The following is a 17287-nucleotide window of genomic DNA, read 5'->3' as shown; positions in this document are numbered from 1 at the left end:
CTGACCACCGATTCCATGCAATTCCTTTAGGGCGATGTATCGACCAGATGTGAGCAAGTCATCAGCGATGGAGTTCGATATGACAATTGGAACTGCCCTCATCCTCGGTGCGTCCGGCAAGGTCGGCTCGCACGCGGCCCGGGCCTTCGAAACAGCGGGATGGACCGTTCGCCGTTTCACGCGCGGGACCGACATGACCGCCGCCGCGTCCGGCGTGGATGTCATCGTCAACGCCATGAACCCGCCGAGCTACCACGCGTGGGATCGCCTCGTCCCGCAGATCACGGCGGAGGTCATAGCAGCGGCGCATGCCTCCGGCGCGACGGTTATCATTCCCGGCAACGTCTACAACTTCGGCAACCGCCCGGGTGTCTGGTCGGAGCATACCCCACATCGACCGGTCGCGAAGAAGGGCAAGATTCGTGTGGAGATGGAGGCGAGCTACCGGGCTTCCGGCGTGCAGACGATCATCCTGCGGGCAGGCAATTTCCTCGACCCCGATCGGGATGACGACGCTGCGGGTCTGGTCCTGCTGCGCGGGTTCAAGCGGGGCACCATCACCAGCCCGGGCGGTCCGGATGTGATGCAGCCCTACTGCTACCTCCCCGACTGGGCGCGTGCGGCAGAGCAGCTGGCCCGCAAGCGCGCGACGCTTCCCGCCTTCGTCGATGTGCCCTTTCCGGGACATCCCTTCACGACCCGGCAATTCCGCGATGCGCTGCAGCGGTTGACCGGCCGAAGCCTCCGCATCGTCGGGTTCCCGTGGTGGATATTTCGGGTCGCCTCACCGTTCTGGGAATTCGCTCGCGAGATGAACGAGATGCGATACCTGTTCGAAACGGATCACCGCCTCGACGACAGGCTGTTCAACGAGCTGCTGCCCGACTTCGAGCCGACGCCGCAGGACACCATGCTGCGCAGCCTGCTGCCGGATGCTGTCATGAGCTCGAAGGCGAAGGCGACTTTCGCGTGAGTTGACGGTTGGCGCAGGACTTATCGCGCCGCGCATCCGACGCGCAACGGGAGGTCAGTTTGTCATGTCAGGGCTGACCTCCACATCCATGAGAACAAGTCGGTGGGGGCCGGCGACGGCCTCTACTGCGGCCTCGGGCGTTCCGGGCGGAGACCATCGCACTTCGGAATTCAGGACCGTCATGTCGCGGGACGGCATGATGTAAACAACGCGAAGGTTGCCCGCGCCGTCGTCATCCCAGTCCGCCGTGTCGAGCGCCGGGTCGCCGGCATGGTCCGGATCAGCCAGTGCTGCGCCGCCCGCACTGCGCGGCCGGGGGTCTTGCAGCCGGGGATCCGAAAGCATGGATTGCATCGCCTCTCTCCGGCCATCGCCATTTTCGGGGTCGAGGTTGGTGTTCGCCATGATCACGAAGCGATCTCCTGGTGGAGGGCCAAGCGCACCGTCCAGGAAATGCGTCCAGAGTCGGAGTTCGTCGCGATTCCTGAGACCATTCCGGTCCTCGGGTCCGTCGAAGACTGGTGGAGTCGCGCTGTGAACCAGTAGATGAAGCAGCCCGCCCGGCACCTCTATCGAGACGACCCAGTGGCCGGTGGAGGACAGGCGCTGGATCGTCTGCGCCGCTTCGGACGGAAACGGATCTTCACCAACCTGCGGAAGCGTCGCGCCGGGGAGGTCGCGCCAGAGCAGGGCCGAGAAATCCTGCACCCGGCTGCGGTCGATGGGCCAGCGGGACAGGATTGCCAGACCACCATCCCCGGCAAACCGTCCGTACCCCTGGGCATCCCGCGCATCGACCCGGCCGTCGCCGTCGAGGTCCAGATCCGTGGCCATCCCGGCATTCGGCAGCAGGGCGAACCCATGTTCAAACCCGCCAGCGACTTCTGCGAACGCGGAGAGGGCGGCGAGTCCTGAATCGTAATCGAAGTCGGTCAGCAACAGGATGTCGGGCGAGGCCTCCGCCACGATCCGGGCGGCTCCAGCGGCCTGCGGATCCTGATCGAGAATGTCGCGAAGAAGAAGACCGGGGCCATCGCGCGACAGTGGCGCGGCGAACACGGCAAGACGGATGCTGTCGGCAGAAGCCGAGAACGGCCACAACAGCAGAAGCAGCAGGATCAGGCGGTGGCCATGCCTTCTTCCTGCGCGGCCGCGTAGGCGCGGCGGCGCTGGTTCGACACCATCTGTGCGACCCGGCTCAGCGCGATGCCGCGCATGAAAAGGGACGCGGGAAGGAACGCCCATGCTGTCACCATCCAGATCAGCGTGTGCGGATTCTCGAGGCTGATGGGGTTCAGCAGATCCGACGCCAGTTTCACGATTGCCGGGATCATGAATGGCAGAAGGAATCCCAATATCAGGTTAACTTGCGCGTCTCTGTTGAGCCGCTCCACGACGTCACCGCCTGCGGTCGGGTCGAAGGTCGGCAGGTTGACCCAGACATTGAAGCCGCCATGACGGGCCGGCCAGTGGTGCAGGCGCAGGATCAGGACGAAGATCGACAGCGACAGGATGGAGATCAGGTAGCTCAGCCCGGCCGCCGTGCGGACCGAGTCGATGAGCGCCCGGCTCGCCTCGTCCGGCATCATCAGCACGACGAGGCGGACCGGGGAGTAGGGGAAGTCGATCACGTCGCCGACCCGCCGTCCGATGACGGTGAAGAAGTCGGTGATCGTCGTGGGATAGACCTGTCCGCGTGCGATTACGGACAGCAGGAAGACACCGGCGAACAGGGCGAAGAAGCGGAGCCGGTTGAACGGCGGCGCTTCCCGGAATTCGACGAGGCTCGGATAGTGCGAGTTGTATTCGATGAGTGTGAAGATGGCGGCGAGGAGCGAGACCAGCGCGACGATCTGGGTCGTCTCCGCGTGGGTGCCGGGCAGCAGCGCAGAGGGCGTTGCAATCAGCAACACAACCATCACCGCGCGGACAAGCGCACCTGTGAGCCGTGGAATCACTGCTCTAAACCCCAACCCGGTCGCACACGATACGTTGCCGCGCGCTTGTTCCAGTTTGTTGCCGGCCAATCATGGCCGGTCGCCTCAATCTTGCCATAGTTTTGCCCACATCCAGTTCGCCCATCAAGAGTCTGGAATATATGGCATTTCAAAGCTGGCGCTTTTGGGGCGCTACTGGTGCGGAACTGCAACCTTTTCGGATCTGCTCAGTGACAGGGTTAATTCGGGGCCGAAATGCGGCAATGAAGAAAGGGGCCACTACAATATATAGCGGCCCCTCCCTCCAAATATGTCGCCTTGGACACCCGACCCCAAATAGTGACAATTGTCTCTAATCGGGAAACTTGGGCTCTCTCAGACCCACGGACGCGATTGCGCCGCCTCGGCTTCGAAAGAATCGATCGCCGCGGCCTTCTCCATCGTCAGGCCGATATCGTCGAGGCCGTTCAGGAGGCAGTGCTTCCGGAAGCTGTCGACTTCGAACTTGATGATCTGGCCGTCGGAGGTCGTGATCTCCTGCTTCTCGAGGTCGACGGTCATCCGGGCGTTGGCGCCCTTTTCGGCGTCCTTCATCAGGATGTCGACCTGCTCCTGCGGGAGCGGGATCGGCAGGATGCCGTTCTTGAAGCAGTTGTTGAAGAAGATGTCGGCGAAGCTGGGCGCGATGACGCAGCGGATGCCGAAATCCTTGATTGCCCACGGCGCATGCTCGCGCGACGAGCCGCAGCCGAAGTTGTCGCCGGCGACGAGGATCTCCGCGTCACGGTAGGCGGGCTGGTTCAGCACGAAATCGGGCACTTCCTTGCCGTCGTCGTCATAGCGCATCTCGTCGAAGAGGTTCACGCCAAGGCCGGAGCGCTTGATCGTCTTCAGGAATTGCTTGGGGATGATCATGTCGGTGTCGACATTGATGATGGGGAGCGGGGCGGCGATGCCGGTCAAGGTCTCGAATTTTTCCATGGTCTCTGTCCTTGGGAAGGTAGGATGGGTTTCGAACCCATCCTACGCAGGCTCCGGCTCCTTCATCATGTCGCGCACGTCGGTCAGGCGACCGGTGATCGCCGCTGCGGCCGCCATCTGCGGCGACATGAGGTGCGTCCGGCCGCCACGGCCCTGCCGCCCCTCGAAGTTGCGGTTCGAGGTCGCGGCGCATCGCTCGCCCGGTGCGAGCTGGTCGGGGTTCATCGCGAGGCACATGGAGCAGCCCGCCAGACGCCATTCGAACCCGGCGTCTTGGAAGATCTGGGCGAGGCCCTCTTCCTCGGCCTGGGCGCGGACGAGGCCGGAGCCCGGCACGACCATCGCACGGAGCCCGTCCTTCACCTTCTTGCCCTTGAGGATCGCGGCCGCGGCGCGCAGATCCTCGATCCGGCCGTTGGTGCAGGACCCGATGAAGACCGTGTCGATCTCGATCTCCGAAAGCGGCGTGCCGGGCTTCAGGCCCATGTACTCAAGCGCGCGCTTGGCACCTGCGACCTTGCCGCCCTGGAAGTCCTCGGGCGCGGGGACGGTCGCGGTGATCGGCAGGACGTCCTCGGGCGAGGTGCCCCAGGTGACGACCGGCGCGATGTCCTCGCCACGGATCGTGACGACCTTGTCCCAGTGCGCGTCCTCGTCGGAGAACAGCGTCTTCCACCAGGCCATCGCCGCGTCCCACTGCGCGCCCTTCGGGGCGTGGGGGCGGCCTTTCACGTACTCGAACGTCGTCTCGTCCGGCGCGATCAGGCCGGCGCGCGCGCCGCCTTCGATCGCCATGTTGCAGACGGTCATCCGGCCTTCCATCGACAGGGAGCGGATCGCTTCGCCGCAATATTCGATGACGTAGCCGGTGCCGCCGGCTGTGCCGGTGCGACCGATGACGGACAGGGTGATGTCCTTGGCCGTGACGCCGGGCGCGAGCTGCCCGGTGATCTCGACCTTCATGTTCTTGGACTTCTTCTGGATCAGGGTCTGCGTGGCGAGCACGTGCTCGACCTCCGACGTGCCGATCCCGTGAGCGAGCGCACCGAAGGCCCCGTGGGTCGCGGTGTGGCTGTCGCCGCAGACGACGGTCATGCCTGGCAGGGTCCAGCCCTGCTCGGGTCCGACGATGTGGACGATGCCCTGCCGGATGTCGGACACGGGATAGTAGTTGATCCCGAAGTCCTTGGCGTTTTTGTCGAGCGCGTCGACCTGAATACGGGATTCCTCGTTGGTGATCCCGTTCACCCGGTCGGCGGTTGTCGGCACGTTGTGGTCCGGCACCGCGATGGTCTTGCCGGGGGCCCGAACGGTGCGGTTGGCCATGCGCAGACCTTCGAAGGCCTGTGGGCTGGTGACCTCGTGGACGAGGTGGCGGTCGATATAGAGCAGGGACGTGCCGTCTTCGGCCTCGTGGGCCAGGTGGGCATCCCAGATCTTGTCATAGAGCGTCTTGGGGGACATCGGTCCTCTCCGTAGCTGGCATGAATAGTGAAACGGTTCGCGGCGCACAGACACGTGCGCGACGGCTCATAGCCGGGCGAGGATCGAGAGAGTCGCACCGTAGAAGCGCCAGGGAAGGCGCGCACGGTCGTCCATATCGAAGATGCGTTTCATGGCTCGGTCACATACGCCTGTCTTCGGACTCATTCAAGAGAGTCGAGCCCGGGCGCGCGCCGGCTTGAGCGCCGCAGGGGCGAGGTCGAGCCGCATCGCGATCGTCCGTTCGTCGCCGTGCCAGATATCGTCTCCGGCCACGAAGCCATGAGCGAGGTAGAACCGCTCCGCCGCCAGCGAGGACCGCAGCGTCAAGGCGGGGATGCCAGCGCCCTTCGCTTCCCTGATCACCGTCGACAGGAGCCGATGGCCCAGCCCGCACCCCTGTCGGGCAGGATGCACGAAGAACGCACCGACGCCGCCGTCAGGCGCCAGAGACACCATGCCCACGAGGCGCCGCCGCTCCCAGGCTCCGAAGTGGGAGACGCGCCGCAACCGCCGGGACAGCGGCACGACCCGGAAGTTGCTCGCAACCCGTTCGACATTCGCGGCGCCATAGTCCGGTTGGTTGGAGACCCGAAGCGTCAGGGCCACGAGCCGTGCCGCCTCGGGAAGGTCGGGCTGGCGCAGCAGCGAAATGCGTGGCGGTGACATGCCATCCCGGTAACGCCCGTGCGGGGACCTCGCAAGCCACGCTTGCCGAGACCCGCGGGCGACGTATGATTCAACGCAGTGGCAGGGCAGGGAGGCCGTCCCATCAGCGACCAGTTCGACACATTCATACAGATGATCGCGGGGCTATGGTCGCAGACGCTGGTCTTCCTCGGATCGCTGTTGCGCCCCTGGAACGCGTATCAGATCCTGATCGTGCTCGCGCTTCTGTTCGCGGCCCATCTTCTGAACATCGCGCTCGCACCGCGTATCCGGCACTGGATGCACACGCGGGAAGGCTGGCCGAAGTGGCGGTTGCGCGTGATGGTCGTCGTGCAGCGCCGACTGCGGATGATCTTCTTCGTGACCCTGATCTGGATCGTCGTCTGGATCATGCGCGAGGTCACTTGGCCCTCGCGGTCCTACATCCTCGGCATCGTGGCGAACCTCGCACTCGCCTGGCTGATCGTGGCGCTGACGACGCGGCTGATCCAGAACCCTGTCCTGAGGACGGTTGTCCGCTACGGCGCATGGGTCTGGATCACGCTTCGCATCCTCGGACTGACGGAAGAATTCGCCAGTCTGCTCGACGGCGTGGCGTTCGAGCTCGGGTCGACCCGGATCTCGCTGCTGATCGTCTTGCAGGCGTGCCTCATCATCGGCGTGCTCTTCATCATTGCCCGCTTCCTTGCGACGCAGAGCTCGGTTCGCATCCAGTCGAACGAGGACATCAGCCCCTCCATGCAGGTGCTCGCCACCAAGGCACTGCAGACGGTGCTTTACGGCGCGGCCTTCTTCGTCGGGCTCAAGACGGTCGGGGTCGATCTCACCGGGCTTGCGGTGCTGTCGGGTGCGATCGGTGTCGGGCTCGGCTTCGGTCTGCAAAAGGTTGTGTCGAACCTCGTCTCGGGCGTGATCCTGCTGCTCGACAAGTCGATCAAGCCGGGGGACGTCATATCACTCGGAGAGACCTTCGGCTGGATCACCACGCTCGGTGCGCGCTACGTGTCGATCACGACGCGAGATGGTAAAGAGTACCTGATCCCGAACGAGGACCTCATCACCGGGCAGGTGGTGAACTGGTCCCACGCAAACGACTTCGTCCGGCTCGACATCTATTTCGGCACCGCCTACGGCGACGATCCTCACCTTGTCCGGCGCATCGCGGTCGAAGCGGCGCAGGGGGTCGAGCGCGTCCTCGTCAGCCGCGCTCCGGTCTGCCACATCGTCGGCTTCGGAGATTCCTCGGTCGACTACATCCTGCGGTTCTGGATCGACGATCCGCGCGGCGGGCTGACCAACATCCGCGGCAATGTCTACCTCGCCCTGTGGGATGCTTTTCAGGAGAACGGTATCTCCATTCCGTTCCCGCAGCGCGAAGTGCGGGTGCTTGAGGGGTCGGAGCTTTCCACGAAAGCATTGGACTGAGCTGCCGTGGGTCGCTTAAAATAATCCACAAGTGCCGGATCAACCGGTGCATCGACCCAAAAGGCGGAGCAGTCATGAAACAACCCTGGATCGGGGCCGTACTGGCCACCGTACTCCTGTCGTCCAACCCGGCAGTCGCGCAGCAACTGAACGGGGGCTCGGTAGAACTTACCTATTCGCGCTTCGACACGCCCTATGACGCAGAGGCGGACGGGTTTTCCCCGGGCGATCCCGAATATGACGACTACGACGGGCGGCGGTTCGATCGGCGCACCCTGTCCGGCGCGGTCGAAGTCGGCTTCGGCCGCAGCTTCGCGGTGCAGGGCGATCTCGCCTTCCACAACTACGGGTTTTCCGATCTCGACGGCAGCAGTGTTATCCTGCACGGCATCTATCACATCAACGATGTCGCCTCGTTCGGGGTCTACACTGGCCGCGAAGAGGTCGAGGGCGACGGCGTCGATTTCTACGGGATCGAGGGCGGCCTGGAATTCGGTCGGGGCGAGGTCGAGGCCTTCTATGCCACCGGCGAATACGAAGATACCGATGGCGACATCGCCGGCGTGATGGCCGCGTTCAGCGTCCGCCCGAGTATTCGCCTTACCTTGGAAACTGCCTATGGCGATTTCGGTGGAGGGCTGGAGCTCGACCGGACGGCGATCGGCGCCGAGTACGACTTTGGCGCGATCACCTTCTCCGGCCAGTACGGACAGGGCGGTGGCTCGATCGGCGGCTACAGCGGCGAAGAGGCGTTCCTCGCGCTCGGCGCCCGCTACGACTTCGGGGCGGAGCGGGGCGCGACTTTTGAAAATCGCGCCCTTGGTAGCCTGATCCCCGGTAGCTGAGCCTACCCCCGGGCCAGTGCCTCGAGCACCGGTCCGGGATCGTCACGCTCGACCAGCTTCCCGGCTTCGATGGACCACGTCCGCGTCGCCACGGCCCGCACGAAGGCGCGGTCGTGGCTGACGAGCAGGCAGCCCGCGTCCTGCGCAAGCAACTCGTCCTGCAACGCATCCTGCCCCTCGATGTCGAGGTGGTTGGTCGGTTCGTCCAGCAGGTAGAAGTTCGGTCCTGTAAGCCGGAGAAGCAGCAGCGCCAGCCGCGACCGCTGCCCGCCGGAGAGCGAGCTCATCGGCGCGGTTTGCAGGTCGATGGCGATGCCCGCCCCGGCCAGCGCGGCGCGCGCTCGCGCGTCTCCTGCGCTCGACGTTCGCGTCACGGCATCCATCGGGGTGCGGAACGCCGCGAGTTGGTCCAGCGACTGCCCCATCTCCCCCGGCAGCAGGGTGGCGGCAGTCCGGATGCCCGGCCCCTCGCCCCGTACGGCGGCGCGCACCGCCTCGATCAGGCGGGACTTCCCCGCGCCGTTGGGACCCAGCAGGACCACCCGGTCGCCCGGCTCGATCCACGCCTTCGGCATCTTGTAGAGCACGCGCCCGTCGGGAGTCGTGATCTCACCCGCCTCGAAAGACACGAGGGCCCGTGCATGGGTGCCGCTGCTGTCGAGCCGGATCGCACCGGCAGAGGCTTCGCGATGGGCCGGCCGGGCGGCATCCTCCATCTTCTCCGCCCGCTCGCGGAGCTGCTTGCTCTTCACCGTCAGAAGATCCGAGCCGGAATTGATCCCGACGTTCTTCAGCTTGGCGGCCTGCTTTCGCAGCTGCTTGGCGCGCTTCATCTCGCCCGCATGCTGGCGTTCGTCCGCGGCGTCGGCTTCTTCCAAAGCGGCGCGGGCGGGCGTGTATGGCAGCGCGAAGTCGCGGCTCGCCTCGGGGCGCAGGAACAGCGTTCGGGTCGTCACGGCGTCCAGGAATGCGCGGTCGTGACTGGTGACGATGACGGCCATCCCCTTCGGACGCGTCGCCATCCACGCCTCGAGCTGGCCGATCCGCGCGAGGTCGAGGTGGTTGGTCGGCTCGTCGAGGAGGAGCAGGTCCGGCTCGACCACGGCGGCCCCGGCGAGCATCACGAGCCGCTGCCAGCCCCCCGACAACGACCCGAGCGGCCTGTCGCGCATCTCCTCCGGGACGCCCATGTCGTCGAGCGCGATCTCCGCGCGCCAGCTCTCGTAATCCAGCGTCTCGGGGTCGAGCCGGGCGCAGGCTGCCTCTCGGACGGTGCCGGCGAGCAGGCCTTCGGGCACATCCTGTTCCAGCAGAGCGGTCTTCAGGCCGCGGGCAGTGGTGATCTCGCCAGAGGTCGGCTCGCCACCCTCCGCGATCAACCGAAGCAGCGAGGATTTGCCGCGCCCGTTGGCGGCGACGAGGCCGAGCCGGTCAGAGGCGTTCAGCGTCAGGTCGAGGTTGGCGAACAGCGGTGCGCCAAGGGTCAGGGACAGGGATTTCAGGGTCAGTAGGGACATCGCGGTCTCATGCAGTCAGTCAGGTACGGGGTAGCCGTCCCGTGCGGGACGACCCGGGCTGACCGGGAAGAGCGCTTGTCTGTCCCGTCAGCCCTGCGAACGGATCCGCAGGGCAGGGACAGGTCCGCGAGTGCGATGTGGGTCCATGCGAAACTGCATGTGGCCGCCTCCTGTCTGATCTAAAGATGCTAGCCGCTCTCGCGCCGCCGGTCCAGCAGGCAAGAAAACATTACCCGGGTGCAACTTTCTTCCGTGGGGGTCGTGTCTGCGGCACTGACTGCAATAAATCCAACGGGAGTTCCCCTCATATGATTACCAGGAAAAACCTGATCGCCCTCCGTTCAGGCGCAGCCGTGCTTGCCCTCGGCGTGACCGCGGGCGGGGCGTTTGCGCAGGCGTATGGCGACGGTGGCGGCAGCGCGACCGGCTCGAACGCCGTTGCGCTTGGTCCGAACTCGGAAGCGCCGGGCGACAGCTCCGTTGCGGTCGGTAACAACTCTTCCGCCAATGGCGTGGATGCCGTGGCGATCGGTGGCGACGAGGACGGCAACGGCGCGACCGCGACCGGCAACTCGACGACGGCCATCGGTGGCGAAAGCGTCGCGAACCAACCCGGCAACACCGCGCTCGGCTGGCAGTCCATGGCGACCGGCGCCTTCTCGAACGCGCTGGGCCACCAGTCCTCCGCTTCGGGCGCTGAATCCATCGCCATCGGTGAGGATTCCTCCGCCTCGCAGCTGGGTGCGATCGCGATCGGCGGCAATAACGATTCCGACGGTGACGGCGTGGCCGACGCAGGTGCCGGCGCAAGTGCCGACGGCATCGATGCCATCGCGCTGGGTGCGGGTGCTTCGGCAACCGGTCCCTCGACCACTTCCATCGGCGGCGAATCCGTGACGAACGGCCCCGGCTCGACCGCCATCGGCTGGCAGTCCGCTGCCACGGCGGAACGCGCGCAGGCGTTCGGTCACCTCGCCACCGCATCCGGTGTGCGTTCGCTTGCCGTGGGTGAGGCCGCGACCGCGTCCTCCGACAACTCCACGGCCATCGGCAACCTCGCCGCGGCCAACGGTATCGACGCGCTCGCCATCGGTGACGCGGCCGCCGCCACTGGTCCGTCCACCACGTCCGTGGGTGGTGAGAGCATGGCGATGGGTCCGGGTGCGACCGCCATCGGCTGGCAGTCCGCCGCGACGGCCGAGCGTGCGCAGGCCTTCGGTCACCTCGCCACCGCGTCGGGCGTCCGCTCCACCGCAGTCGGTGAAGGCGCGACGGCATCGGGCCGCGAATCGCTGTCCTTCGGTAACCTCGCCAGCGCGACGGCGACCAACTCCGCCGCGATCGGTAACGGCGCCACCGCGACGCGGGCGAACCAGTTCACGCTGGGTAACTCGCGCAACACCTACACGGCACCGGGCATCGCTTCGTCCGCCAGCCGTGCAGCACAGAGCGGGTCGACCAACTTCGTGACTTCCGACCGCGCGGGCAACCTCGCCACGTCGAGCTACGGTCCGTCCGACATCGCGAGCCTGTCGCGCGGCATGGACGACCTCGCCGACGACATCGATCGCAACCGGGAAGGCATCGCCATGGCCATGGCCCTCGATGCGCCCTATGTTCCGGTGGACAGCCAGTTCGCCGTGTCGTCCGGTCTCGGGATGTACGGCGGCTCGACCGCATTCGCGATTTCGGGAGCCTACCGCATGGACGCCAATACCCAGTTCGACGCCGGCATGACTTTCGGGTCCGACTCGGGTGACGTCGGTGGCCGGCTCGGCGTGTCCTACAACTGGTGAGCATCACCGGAATCATAACGCGGAGGCCGCTGCGCGCATGCGCGGCGGCCTTCGTGCTGTTGGGCCTCGGCGCAACGCCCGCGCTGGCCCAACAGGACGACCTCACCATCGAGCGCAGCTTCGCCGAAGCGCTCGTTCGCGACCTGATGACGGCGATCAATCACGGCAACGTCACCGGCAACTACACGGTGCTGCGGGACTACGCCGCGCCGTCCTTCGGGGCCGACAACGACCCGACCGAGGTCGCGGCCGCGCTCGCGCCACTGCGGCAGACGGGGATCGACCTCCTTCAGACGCTTGCCATCGACCCGGTGATCCTGAAGGCGGAGCTCGGCAACGAGAACCGGGAGCTTCAGCTCACCGGCTACTTCCCGCTTCAGCCTGAACACGTCAGTTTCGACCTTCTGTTCCGGCTCGAGGAGAACCGCTGGTGGATGTCGGGCATGTCTGTCGGCACGTTCGAGCCGATCGAGGACGACGCCGACTGAGCGGGCGGGGCACCGCGTTCGGACCGTCTTTCGCCCCCAGATTGAAATGAGACCTTCCGGCTGCTACATTGATGGCGTGCCCGGCGCCGGGGCTGTCCAGGCGCAATGCCAACGGAGGACAATGATCTGTCTTTCACTGCAATGGCGGCGACAGCCGCTCCTGAAAGCGCAGGCGTGAAGACTGCGCGTTCACAGCCGACGAGCGACTCGATCCTCGCGGCGATCCTTTCTTCTCTGGATGACGACAAGGCCGAAGACGTCGTGAAGATCGACCTTCGCGGTCGCTCCGAAATGGGCGACTGGATGGTGATCGCCACGGGCCGGTCCAGCCGCCAGGTCGCGTCGATCGCCGAGAAGCTGACAGACCGGCTGAAGCAGGACCAGGGTGTCCACAGCAAGGTCGAAGGCAAGGAGAGCGGCGACTGGGTGCTAATCGACACGGGCGACGTGATCGTCCATGTCTTCCGCCCCGAAGTGCGTGAGTTCTACCAACTGGAGAAGATGTGGGCGCCCGCCGGGCGGTCCACGGTTACCGGCAACTAGACTCTTGCGCGTTTCCGTCTGCGCCGTGGGCCGGCTGCGCGCCGGTCCCGAGCGCGAGCTTGTCGACGATTACCTGAAACGGTTCGACCGGACGGGCCGGCCTCTCGGCCTCGGTCCGTGCGACCTTCGGGAAGTCGATGACCGCAAGGGCGGCGGCATGTCCGCCGAGGCGGCTCTGCTCCGCAAATCCATTACCGACGGTGCCGTGATCTGCTGCCTCGACGAGCGCGGCAAGGTGATGACGTCGCCCGCCTTCGCCGAGCGGCTGGCTGGCTGGCGGGACGAGGGCCGGCCCGAGGTGGCCTTCGTGATCGGCGGGGCCGACGGCATCGACCCGGGCCTCAGGGCGGACGCCGACGCGGCCCTGTCGTTCGGCAAGATGGTCTGGCCGCATATGTTGGCCCGCGTGATGCTGACCGAACAGCTCTATCGCGCCGCCACGATCCTCGCCGGCTCTCCCTATCACCGCGCGTAGGGTGCGCGCTCGATGCGCACCCGCCATCACCACCGGAAATACCTGACATCACGCCAACGCGATTGACCGCACGTCGGACCGGGCGCAAAACCTGTCCATGAGCCAGTCACGCCTGATCACCCCGGTTCTCGTCGCCGGTTGTCTCGTCATCATGATCGGGTTCTCGATCCGGGCCGCCTTTGGTGTTTTCCAGATCCCGATCGCCGAGGAATTCGGCTGGCCGCGCGCAGAGTTCAGCCTCGCCATCGCGATCCAGAACCTCGCCTGGGGGATCGGTCAGCCGATCTTCGGCGCCATCGCCGAGAAGATCGGCGATCGCAAGGCGATCGTCATGGGCGCGCTCATGTATGCCGCCGGCCTCATCCTGTCGGCCGGCGCGACCAGCCCCCTCGCCCATCAGGTCTACGAGGTGCTCGTCGGCTTCGGCATTGCGGGCACCGGTTTCGGCGTGATCCTGGCCGTCGTCGGCCGCGCGGCAAGCGCCGAGAACCGCTCCATGTCGCTGGCCATCGTGACCGCCGCCGGCTCGGCGGGGCAGGTCTTCGGCCCGCCGGTCGCGGAATACCTGCTCGGCATGATGTCATGGCAGGGCGTCTTCATGGTCTTCGCCGCGTCCATCCTCGCCACGCTGCTCGTACTGCCGATGATGCGCGCGCCCGCCGTCAGCAAGGCGGAACTGGAAGAGAGCATGGGCACCATCCTGCGCCGCGCCCTCCGCGATCCGTCCTATACCTTCATCTTCGTCGGTTTCTTCTCCTGCGGTTATCAGCTGGCCTTCATCACCGCGCACTTCCCCGCCTTCGTGGCAGAGGCCTGCGGCAACATCGCGTCCGGGAGCCTGCTGCACTCGCTCGGGGTCACGACGACCAGCGCGCTCGGCGCCGTCGCGATCGCGGTGATCGGCCTCGCCAACATCGCCGGCACGCTCACGGCCGGATGGGCCGGCAAGCGCTTCACCAAGAAGTACCTGCTGGCCGGCATCTACACCGCCCGGACCATCGCCGCCTCGGCCTTCATCCTGCTGCCGATGACGCCGACGAGCGTGCTGATCTTTTCCGTCGTGATGGGCTCGCTGTGGCTCGCCACTGTTCCGCTGACCAGCGGCCTCGTCGCGCACCTCTATGGCATCCGCTACATGGGGACGCTCTACGGCATCGTGTTCCTGTCGCACCAGATCGGCGGGTTCCTCGGCGTCTGGCTCGGCGGCCGGATGTACGACCTCTACGGCTCTTACAACGCCGTCTGGTGGGTCGGCGTCGCGGTCGGAGCCTTCTCGGCGATCGTCCACCTGCCGATCCGCGAGAACCGGACGCCGGTTGCCGTTCCCGCCTAACCGACCGAGTCGAGGATGTGCCGCGCCGTCATCAGGTCGAGGTGCGCACCCCCGCCGTTCTTGAACAACGTGATGTCATCAGGGTCGCGGCGGAAGTTGTCGAGCTCATAGTAATCGGCGACCACATCGCCGTCTGCGATCACGCCGCGGGCGATCGGGTCCTTCAACTCTCCGATGTGCGAGACGACCGTTTCTCGGCTATCGACGAAAATCCGCGCCCGCGTAAGCGCCGCGTCGTCGGCTTCCCGCATGTCGGGCCGGTAGGCCCCGATAAGATCGAGGTGCTGCCCCGGGCGCAGCCACTCCCCCTTAATGATTGGCTCGGAGGACATGGTCGCCGAGGTCACGATGTCGGCGGCGTGCACCGCGTCGGCGAGGTCGGTGACCGCGTGCGTGTCATCATGCTCCGCCGCGAAGGCCTCCGCCTTGTCGCTTGTGCGGTTCCAGACCGTGAAGCGCGCATCGGGGAACGCCGCGCCATAGGCGGCGCGCAGGCTGTGCCCAACCGTTCCGGCGCCGACGATCAGGATGTCCGCCACCTTCGGCGGGGCGAGGCGGCGCGCGGCGAGCAGTGAGTCGCCCGCCGTCTTCCACTTCGTCACGAGGTGGAAATCGACCACGGCCAGCAGCGTGCCGTCCCCGTCCGAGAACAGGTTCACCGCGCCATTGATCATCGGCGTGCCCTTCGCCGGGTTGCCTGGGAAGATCGTCGCGCATTTGACCAGTAGCCCCAGCCCCTCGATCCAGGCGGAGCGGTTCAGCAGCGTGTCCGGATCGCGGTACAGGAACACGTCCTCGATCTCGGCGCGCGGTAGCTTGTGCCCCGCCGCCAGCGCGTCCGTCAGGGCGAGCCAGTCGAGCGCGCGGTCGCCCTCATCGAACGAAATGACCCGGCTCATGCGGCTTCCCCCTCGGTCAGCAGTCTCTCCTCGACCAGCCGCGCGGCAAGGCCGGCGGGGCCGTCGAACAGGTGAACCTGCCAGTCACGCGCCCGCGCGGCGGCGATGTTGTCGGGGCGGTCGTCAGTGAACAGAAGCGTGCCCGGTGCGAAGCCGGCGTCCTCTTCGACCATCTCGTAGATGCGGGGATCGGGCTTGATGACGCCCATGTGGCCCGAGATGAAGCGTTTGTCGAATTCCTCGAGGAACGGGTAGTGCAGCTCCCCGATCTCGAAGGTCTGCACACCGAAGTTCGACAGTGCGAACACCGGCACCTTGCGCCGCCGGAGCGCGCGCAGAAGCCGGACGGAGTGGTCGATGGCCGGGGAAGCCATCTCGATCCAGTTGTCGTGCCAGAGCATGATCTCTTCGGCGAACGCCGGGTTCTCCTCGGCGAAGGCCGTCACCGTGTCGGTGAAGTTCTGCCCCATGTCGACCTTGTCGTTCATCCCGTGCAGGTCGAGCGCCTCGAACATCTCGCGGCGCCGGGCCTCGCCCACGGCCCGGTCGAAGTAGCGTTCCGGGTTCCATTCGATCAGCACGTTGCCGATGTCGAAGATGACGGCGTTCACACTCATGGCGTTTCTCTCTTGAGGGATTGCAGCACGCGCTCCAGCGCGTCGAGGAATCGGGACCGGTCGGCCTTGGAGAAGCCCTTTCCGCCGCCCTGCCGGAACGGATCGGCGGCGCGCAGGTCGGCCATCAGATCGCGCGTGGCGAGGACGTTGCCGATGTTGGCTGCCGTCAGCGCCTCGCCATTGTGCTTCAGCACGCGCGCGCCGGCTTCCACCACCTTCGCGGCGAGGGGAATGTCGCCGGTGATGACCACGTCGCCCGGCCCGGCCCGTTCGGCGATCCACTTGTCGGCCTCGTCGGGGCCGTCGGGCACGATCACCGTCTCGAGCAGCGGATTGGCGGAGGGCCGGATGCCGCCGTTCGACACGACCGCGACCTTCGCCCGGTGGCGGGTGGCGACCTTCTCCACCTCGGTCTTCACCGGGCAGGCGTCGGCATCGACGTAGATCACCGCTGCGGCCTCATGCGAACAGCGCTTCGGCGTGGAAGTCGAGGTGGTCGGGAATGAAGGTCGAGACGAAGAAGTAGCTGTGATCGTAGCCCTTCTGCATCCGCAACGTCGCCGGCTGGCGCCGCGTCGCGATGGCGGAGGCCAGCGCCTCGGTCTTCAGCAGGTCGCCGAACTGGTCGTCGGTCCCGGTGTCGATCAACAGCGGCGCGTCGAGGCCACGATCCTGCATCAGCAGGGTCGCGTCGTGGGCAGCCCAGGTCGACTTGTCCGGCCCGAGGTAGGCGCCCAGCTGCTTGGTGCCCCAGTCACTTTGCGTCGGGCTGCAGATCGGCGCGAAGGCCGAGACCGAGCGGAACCGCCCCGGCAGGCCCATCGCCAGCGTCAGCGCGCCATGGCCGCCCATCGAATGCCCGGTGATCGCCTGCCGGTCGAGGTCGATCGGGAAGGACTTGCCCAGCAGTTCCGGCAGTTCCTCGGCGACGTAGTCCCACATGCGGAAGTGCGGGGCCCAAGGCTTTTCGGTCGCGTTCACGTAGAAGCCCGCGCCCTTTCCCAGGTCGTAGGCCTCGTCATCCGCCACGTCGTCACCGCGCGGCGAGGTGTCTGGAAAGCAAAGCGCAATCCCGTATTCCGAGGCAAACGCCTGCGCGCCCGCCTTGGTCATCGCGTTCTCGTGCGTGCAAGTCAGCCCCGACAGGAACCACAGCACCGGCACCGGGCCGTCGTTCGCCTCCTCCGGCAGGAACAGGCCGAAGGTCATTTCGGTCCCGGTGGACTTGGAGGGGTGCGAATAGACCCCCTGCAGGCCGCCGAAACAGCGGTTCTCGGACTTGGTTTCCATGTCGGTCCTCCGGTTCA

General features: G+C 66.1%; 18 protein-coding genes. 8 read left to right on the top strand and 10 right to left on the bottom strand.

All coding sequences use genetic code 11. The features are described from left to right. Positions 1–79 precede the first annotated feature (79 nt). On the top strand, positions 80–973 hold the full coding sequence (locus I8N54_RS18245; protein WP_140195257.1) for a Rossmann-fold NAD(P)-binding domain-containing protein: 894 nt from the start codon (positions 80–82) through the stop codon (positions 971–973). A 54-nt stretch (positions 974–1027) separates the two neighbouring features. Here the strand turns inward: I8N54_RS18245 and I8N54_RS18240 are convergent, their stop codons facing one another. The 5 genes from I8N54_RS18240 to I8N54_RS18220 form a co-directional block, all read right to left on the bottom strand. Beyond that, the gene (locus tag I8N54_RS18240) at positions 1028–2074 is read right to left on the bottom strand and encodes an endonuclease/exonuclease/phosphatase family protein (protein ID WP_331459718.1); all 1047 of its coding nucleotides are present in this window, start codon (positions 2072–2074) and stop codon (positions 1028–1030) included. Positions 2075–2091: 17 nt separating this feature from the next. Beyond that, positions 2092–2931 (bottom strand): hypothetical protein, encoded by an 840-nt coding sequence (locus tag I8N54_RS18235; RefSeq protein WP_140195259.1) that lies wholly within the window; start codon positions 2929–2931, stop codon positions 2092–2094. Positions 2932–3285: 354 nt separating this feature from the next. Further along, complete coding sequence (leuD, locus tag I8N54_RS18230) at positions 3286–3891, bottom strand: 3-isopropylmalate dehydratase small subunit (RefSeq protein ID WP_140195261.1); 606 nt, start codon at positions 3889–3891, stop codon at positions 3286–3288. A gap of 42 nt (positions 3892–3933) precedes the next feature. Continuing rightward, positions 3934–5355, bottom strand: coding sequence for a 3-isopropylmalate dehydratase large subunit (gene leuC / locus I8N54_RS18225; RefSeq protein ID WP_140195263.1), 1422 nt, complete (start codon positions 5353–5355; stop codon positions 3934–3936). Between the two features lie 186 nt (positions 5356–5541). Continuing rightward, positions 5542–6042 carry a GNAT family N-acetyltransferase gene (locus I8N54_RS18220; protein WP_140195265.1) on the bottom strand — a complete coding sequence of 167 codons (501 nt, stop codon included), beginning with the start codon at positions 6040–6042 and terminating at the stop codon, positions 5542–5544. A gap of 132 nt (positions 6043–6174) precedes the next feature. Between I8N54_RS18220 and I8N54_RS18215 the strand changes: the two genes are divergently transcribed. Beyond that, a complete protein-coding gene (locus I8N54_RS18215) occupies positions 6175–7467 on the top strand; it encodes a mechanosensitive ion channel family protein (RefSeq protein ID WP_140195746.1) in 1293 nt (430 codons plus the stop codon). A gap of 74 nt (positions 7468–7541) precedes the next feature. Continuing rightward, on the top strand, positions 7542–8312 hold the full coding sequence (locus I8N54_RS18210; protein ID WP_140195267.1) for a hypothetical protein: 771 nt from the start codon (positions 7542–7544) through the stop codon (positions 8310–8312). Between the two features lie 2 nt (positions 8313–8314). On the opposite strand, the gene I8N54_RS18205 is transcribed toward I8N54_RS18210, so the two are convergent. Beyond that, on the bottom strand, positions 8315–9829 hold the full coding sequence (locus tag I8N54_RS18205) for an ATP-binding cassette domain-containing protein (RefSeq protein WP_140195269.1): 1515 nt from the start codon (positions 9827–9829) through the stop codon (positions 8315–8317). 308 nt (positions 9830–10137) lie between these two features. Here I8N54_RS18205 and I8N54_RS18200 point away from each other — a divergent pair, with 308 nt between their 5' ends. The 5 genes from I8N54_RS18200 to I8N54_RS18180 all read left to right on the top strand — a co-directional run bounded on the left by I8N54_RS18200 (position 10138) and on the right by I8N54_RS18180 (position 14464). Next, positions 10138–11625: a YadA-like family protein gene (locus tag I8N54_RS18200; protein ID WP_197097580.1), complete on the top strand. Its 1488-nt coding sequence runs from the start codon at positions 10138–10140 to the stop codon at positions 11623–11625. Beyond that, positions 11622–12113, top strand: a complete 492-nt coding sequence (locus I8N54_RS18195) for a hypothetical protein (RefSeq protein WP_140195273.1) — start codon at positions 11622–11624, stop codon at positions 12111–12113. The genes I8N54_RS18200 and I8N54_RS18195 overlap by 4 nt, the downstream gene beginning before the upstream one ends. 141 nt (positions 12114–12254) lie before the next feature. Beyond that, on the top strand, positions 12255–12656 hold the full coding sequence (rsfS, locus tag I8N54_RS18190) for a ribosome silencing factor (protein WP_140195275.1): 402 nt from the start codon (positions 12255–12257) through the stop codon (positions 12654–12656). A 4-nt stretch (positions 12657–12660) separates the two neighbouring features. Continuing rightward, the gene (gene rlmH / locus I8N54_RS18185; RefSeq protein ID WP_140195277.1) at positions 12661–13131 is read left to right on the top strand and encodes a 23S rRNA (pseudouridine(1915)-N(3))-methyltransferase RlmH; all 471 of its coding nucleotides are present in this window, start codon (positions 12661–12663) and stop codon (positions 13129–13131) included. Positions 13132–13228: 97 nt separating this feature from the next. Continuing rightward, positions 13229–14464 (top strand): MFS transporter, encoded by a 1236-nt coding sequence (locus I8N54_RS18180; RefSeq protein WP_140195279.1) that lies wholly within the window; start codon positions 13229–13231, stop codon positions 14462–14464. Here the strand turns inward: I8N54_RS18180 and I8N54_RS18175 are convergent. The 4 genes from I8N54_RS18175 to fghA are packed head-to-tail and all read right to left on the bottom strand — an operon-like array spanning position 14461 to position 17270. Then, positions 14461–15363: an ornithine cyclodeaminase family protein gene (locus tag I8N54_RS18175; RefSeq protein ID WP_140195281.1), complete on the bottom strand. Its 903-nt coding sequence runs from the start codon at positions 15361–15363 to the stop codon at positions 14461–14463. The two genes, I8N54_RS18180 and I8N54_RS18175, sit on opposite strands and share 4 nt — an antisense overlap. Next, positions 15360–15980, bottom strand: a complete 621-nt coding sequence (locus I8N54_RS18170; protein ID WP_140195283.1) for an HAD-IA family hydrolase — start codon at positions 15978–15980, stop codon at positions 15360–15362. The genes I8N54_RS18175 and I8N54_RS18170 overlap by 4 nt, the downstream gene beginning before the upstream one ends. Further along, positions 15977–16429: a YaiI/YqxD family protein gene (locus I8N54_RS18165; protein ID WP_140195285.1), complete on the bottom strand. Its 453-nt coding sequence runs from the start codon at positions 16427–16429 to the stop codon at positions 15977–15979. The genes I8N54_RS18170 and I8N54_RS18165 overlap by 4 nt, the downstream gene beginning before the upstream one ends. A 10-nt stretch (positions 16430–16439) precedes the next feature. Continuing rightward, positions 16440–17270, bottom strand: a complete 831-nt coding sequence (gene fghA / locus I8N54_RS18160) for an S-formylglutathione hydrolase (RefSeq protein ID WP_140195287.1) — start codon at positions 17268–17270, stop codon at positions 16440–16442. Positions 17271–17287 lie beyond the last annotated feature (17 nt).

The organism is Pelagovum pacificum (assembly GCF_016134045.1).
In the GTDB taxonomy this organism is placed as follows: Bacteria; Pseudomonadota; Alphaproteobacteria; order Rhodobacterales; family Rhodobacteraceae; genus Oceanicola; species Oceanicola pacificus_A.
Note: the sequence above shows the minus strand (reverse complement) of the source record. Positions and strands in the feature narration are given on the sequence as shown.

Excerpts from the sequence above, each read along its gene's own strand:
- I8N54_RS18245 (WP_140195257.1), top strand. The coding sequence starts at position 80 with ATGACAATTGGAACTGCCCTCATCCTCGGTGCGTCCGGCAAGGTCGGC.
- leuD (WP_140195261.1), bottom strand. The coding sequence starts at position 3,891 with ATGGAAAAATTCGAGACCTTGACCGGCATCGCCGCCCCGCTCCCCATC.
- leuC (WP_140195263.1), bottom strand. The coding sequence starts at position 5,355 with ATGTCCCCCAAGACGCTCTATGACAAGATCTGGGATGCCCACCTGGCC.
- I8N54_RS18220 (WP_140195265.1), bottom strand. The coding sequence starts at position 6,042 with ATGTCACCGCCACGCATTTCGCTGCTGCGCCAGCCCGACCTTCCCGAG.
- I8N54_RS18215 (WP_140195746.1), top strand. The coding sequence starts at position 6,175 with ATGATCGCGGGGCTATGGTCGCAGACGCTGGTCTTCCTCGGATCGCTG.
- I8N54_RS18210 (WP_140195267.1), top strand. The coding sequence starts at position 7,542 with ATGAAACAACCCTGGATCGGGGCCGTACTGGCCACCGTACTCCTGTCG.
- I8N54_RS18205 (WP_140195269.1), bottom strand. The coding sequence starts at position 9,829 with ATGTCCCTACTGACCCTGAAATCCCTGTCCCTGACCCTTGGCGCACCG.
- I8N54_RS18200 (WP_197097580.1), top strand. The coding sequence starts at position 10,138 with ATGATTACCAGGAAAAACCTGATCGCCCTCCGTTCAGGCGCAGCCGTG.
- rsfS (WP_140195275.1), top strand. The coding sequence starts at position 12,255 with ATGGCGGCGACAGCCGCTCCTGAAAGCGCAGGCGTGAAGACTGCGCGT.
- I8N54_RS18180 (WP_140195279.1), top strand. The coding sequence starts at position 13,229 with ATGAGCCAGTCACGCCTGATCACCCCGGTTCTCGTCGCCGGTTGTCTC.
- I8N54_RS18175 (WP_140195281.1), bottom strand. The coding sequence starts at position 15,363 with ATGAGCCGGGTCATTTCGTTCGATGAGGGCGACCGCGCGCTCGACTGG.
- I8N54_RS18170 (WP_140195283.1), bottom strand. The coding sequence starts at position 15,980 with ATGAGTGTGAACGCCGTCATCTTCGACATCGGCAACGTGCTGATCGAA.
- fghA (WP_140195287.1), bottom strand. The coding sequence starts at position 17,270 with ATGGAAACCAAGTCCGAGAACCGCTGTTTCGGCGGCCTGCAGGGGGTC.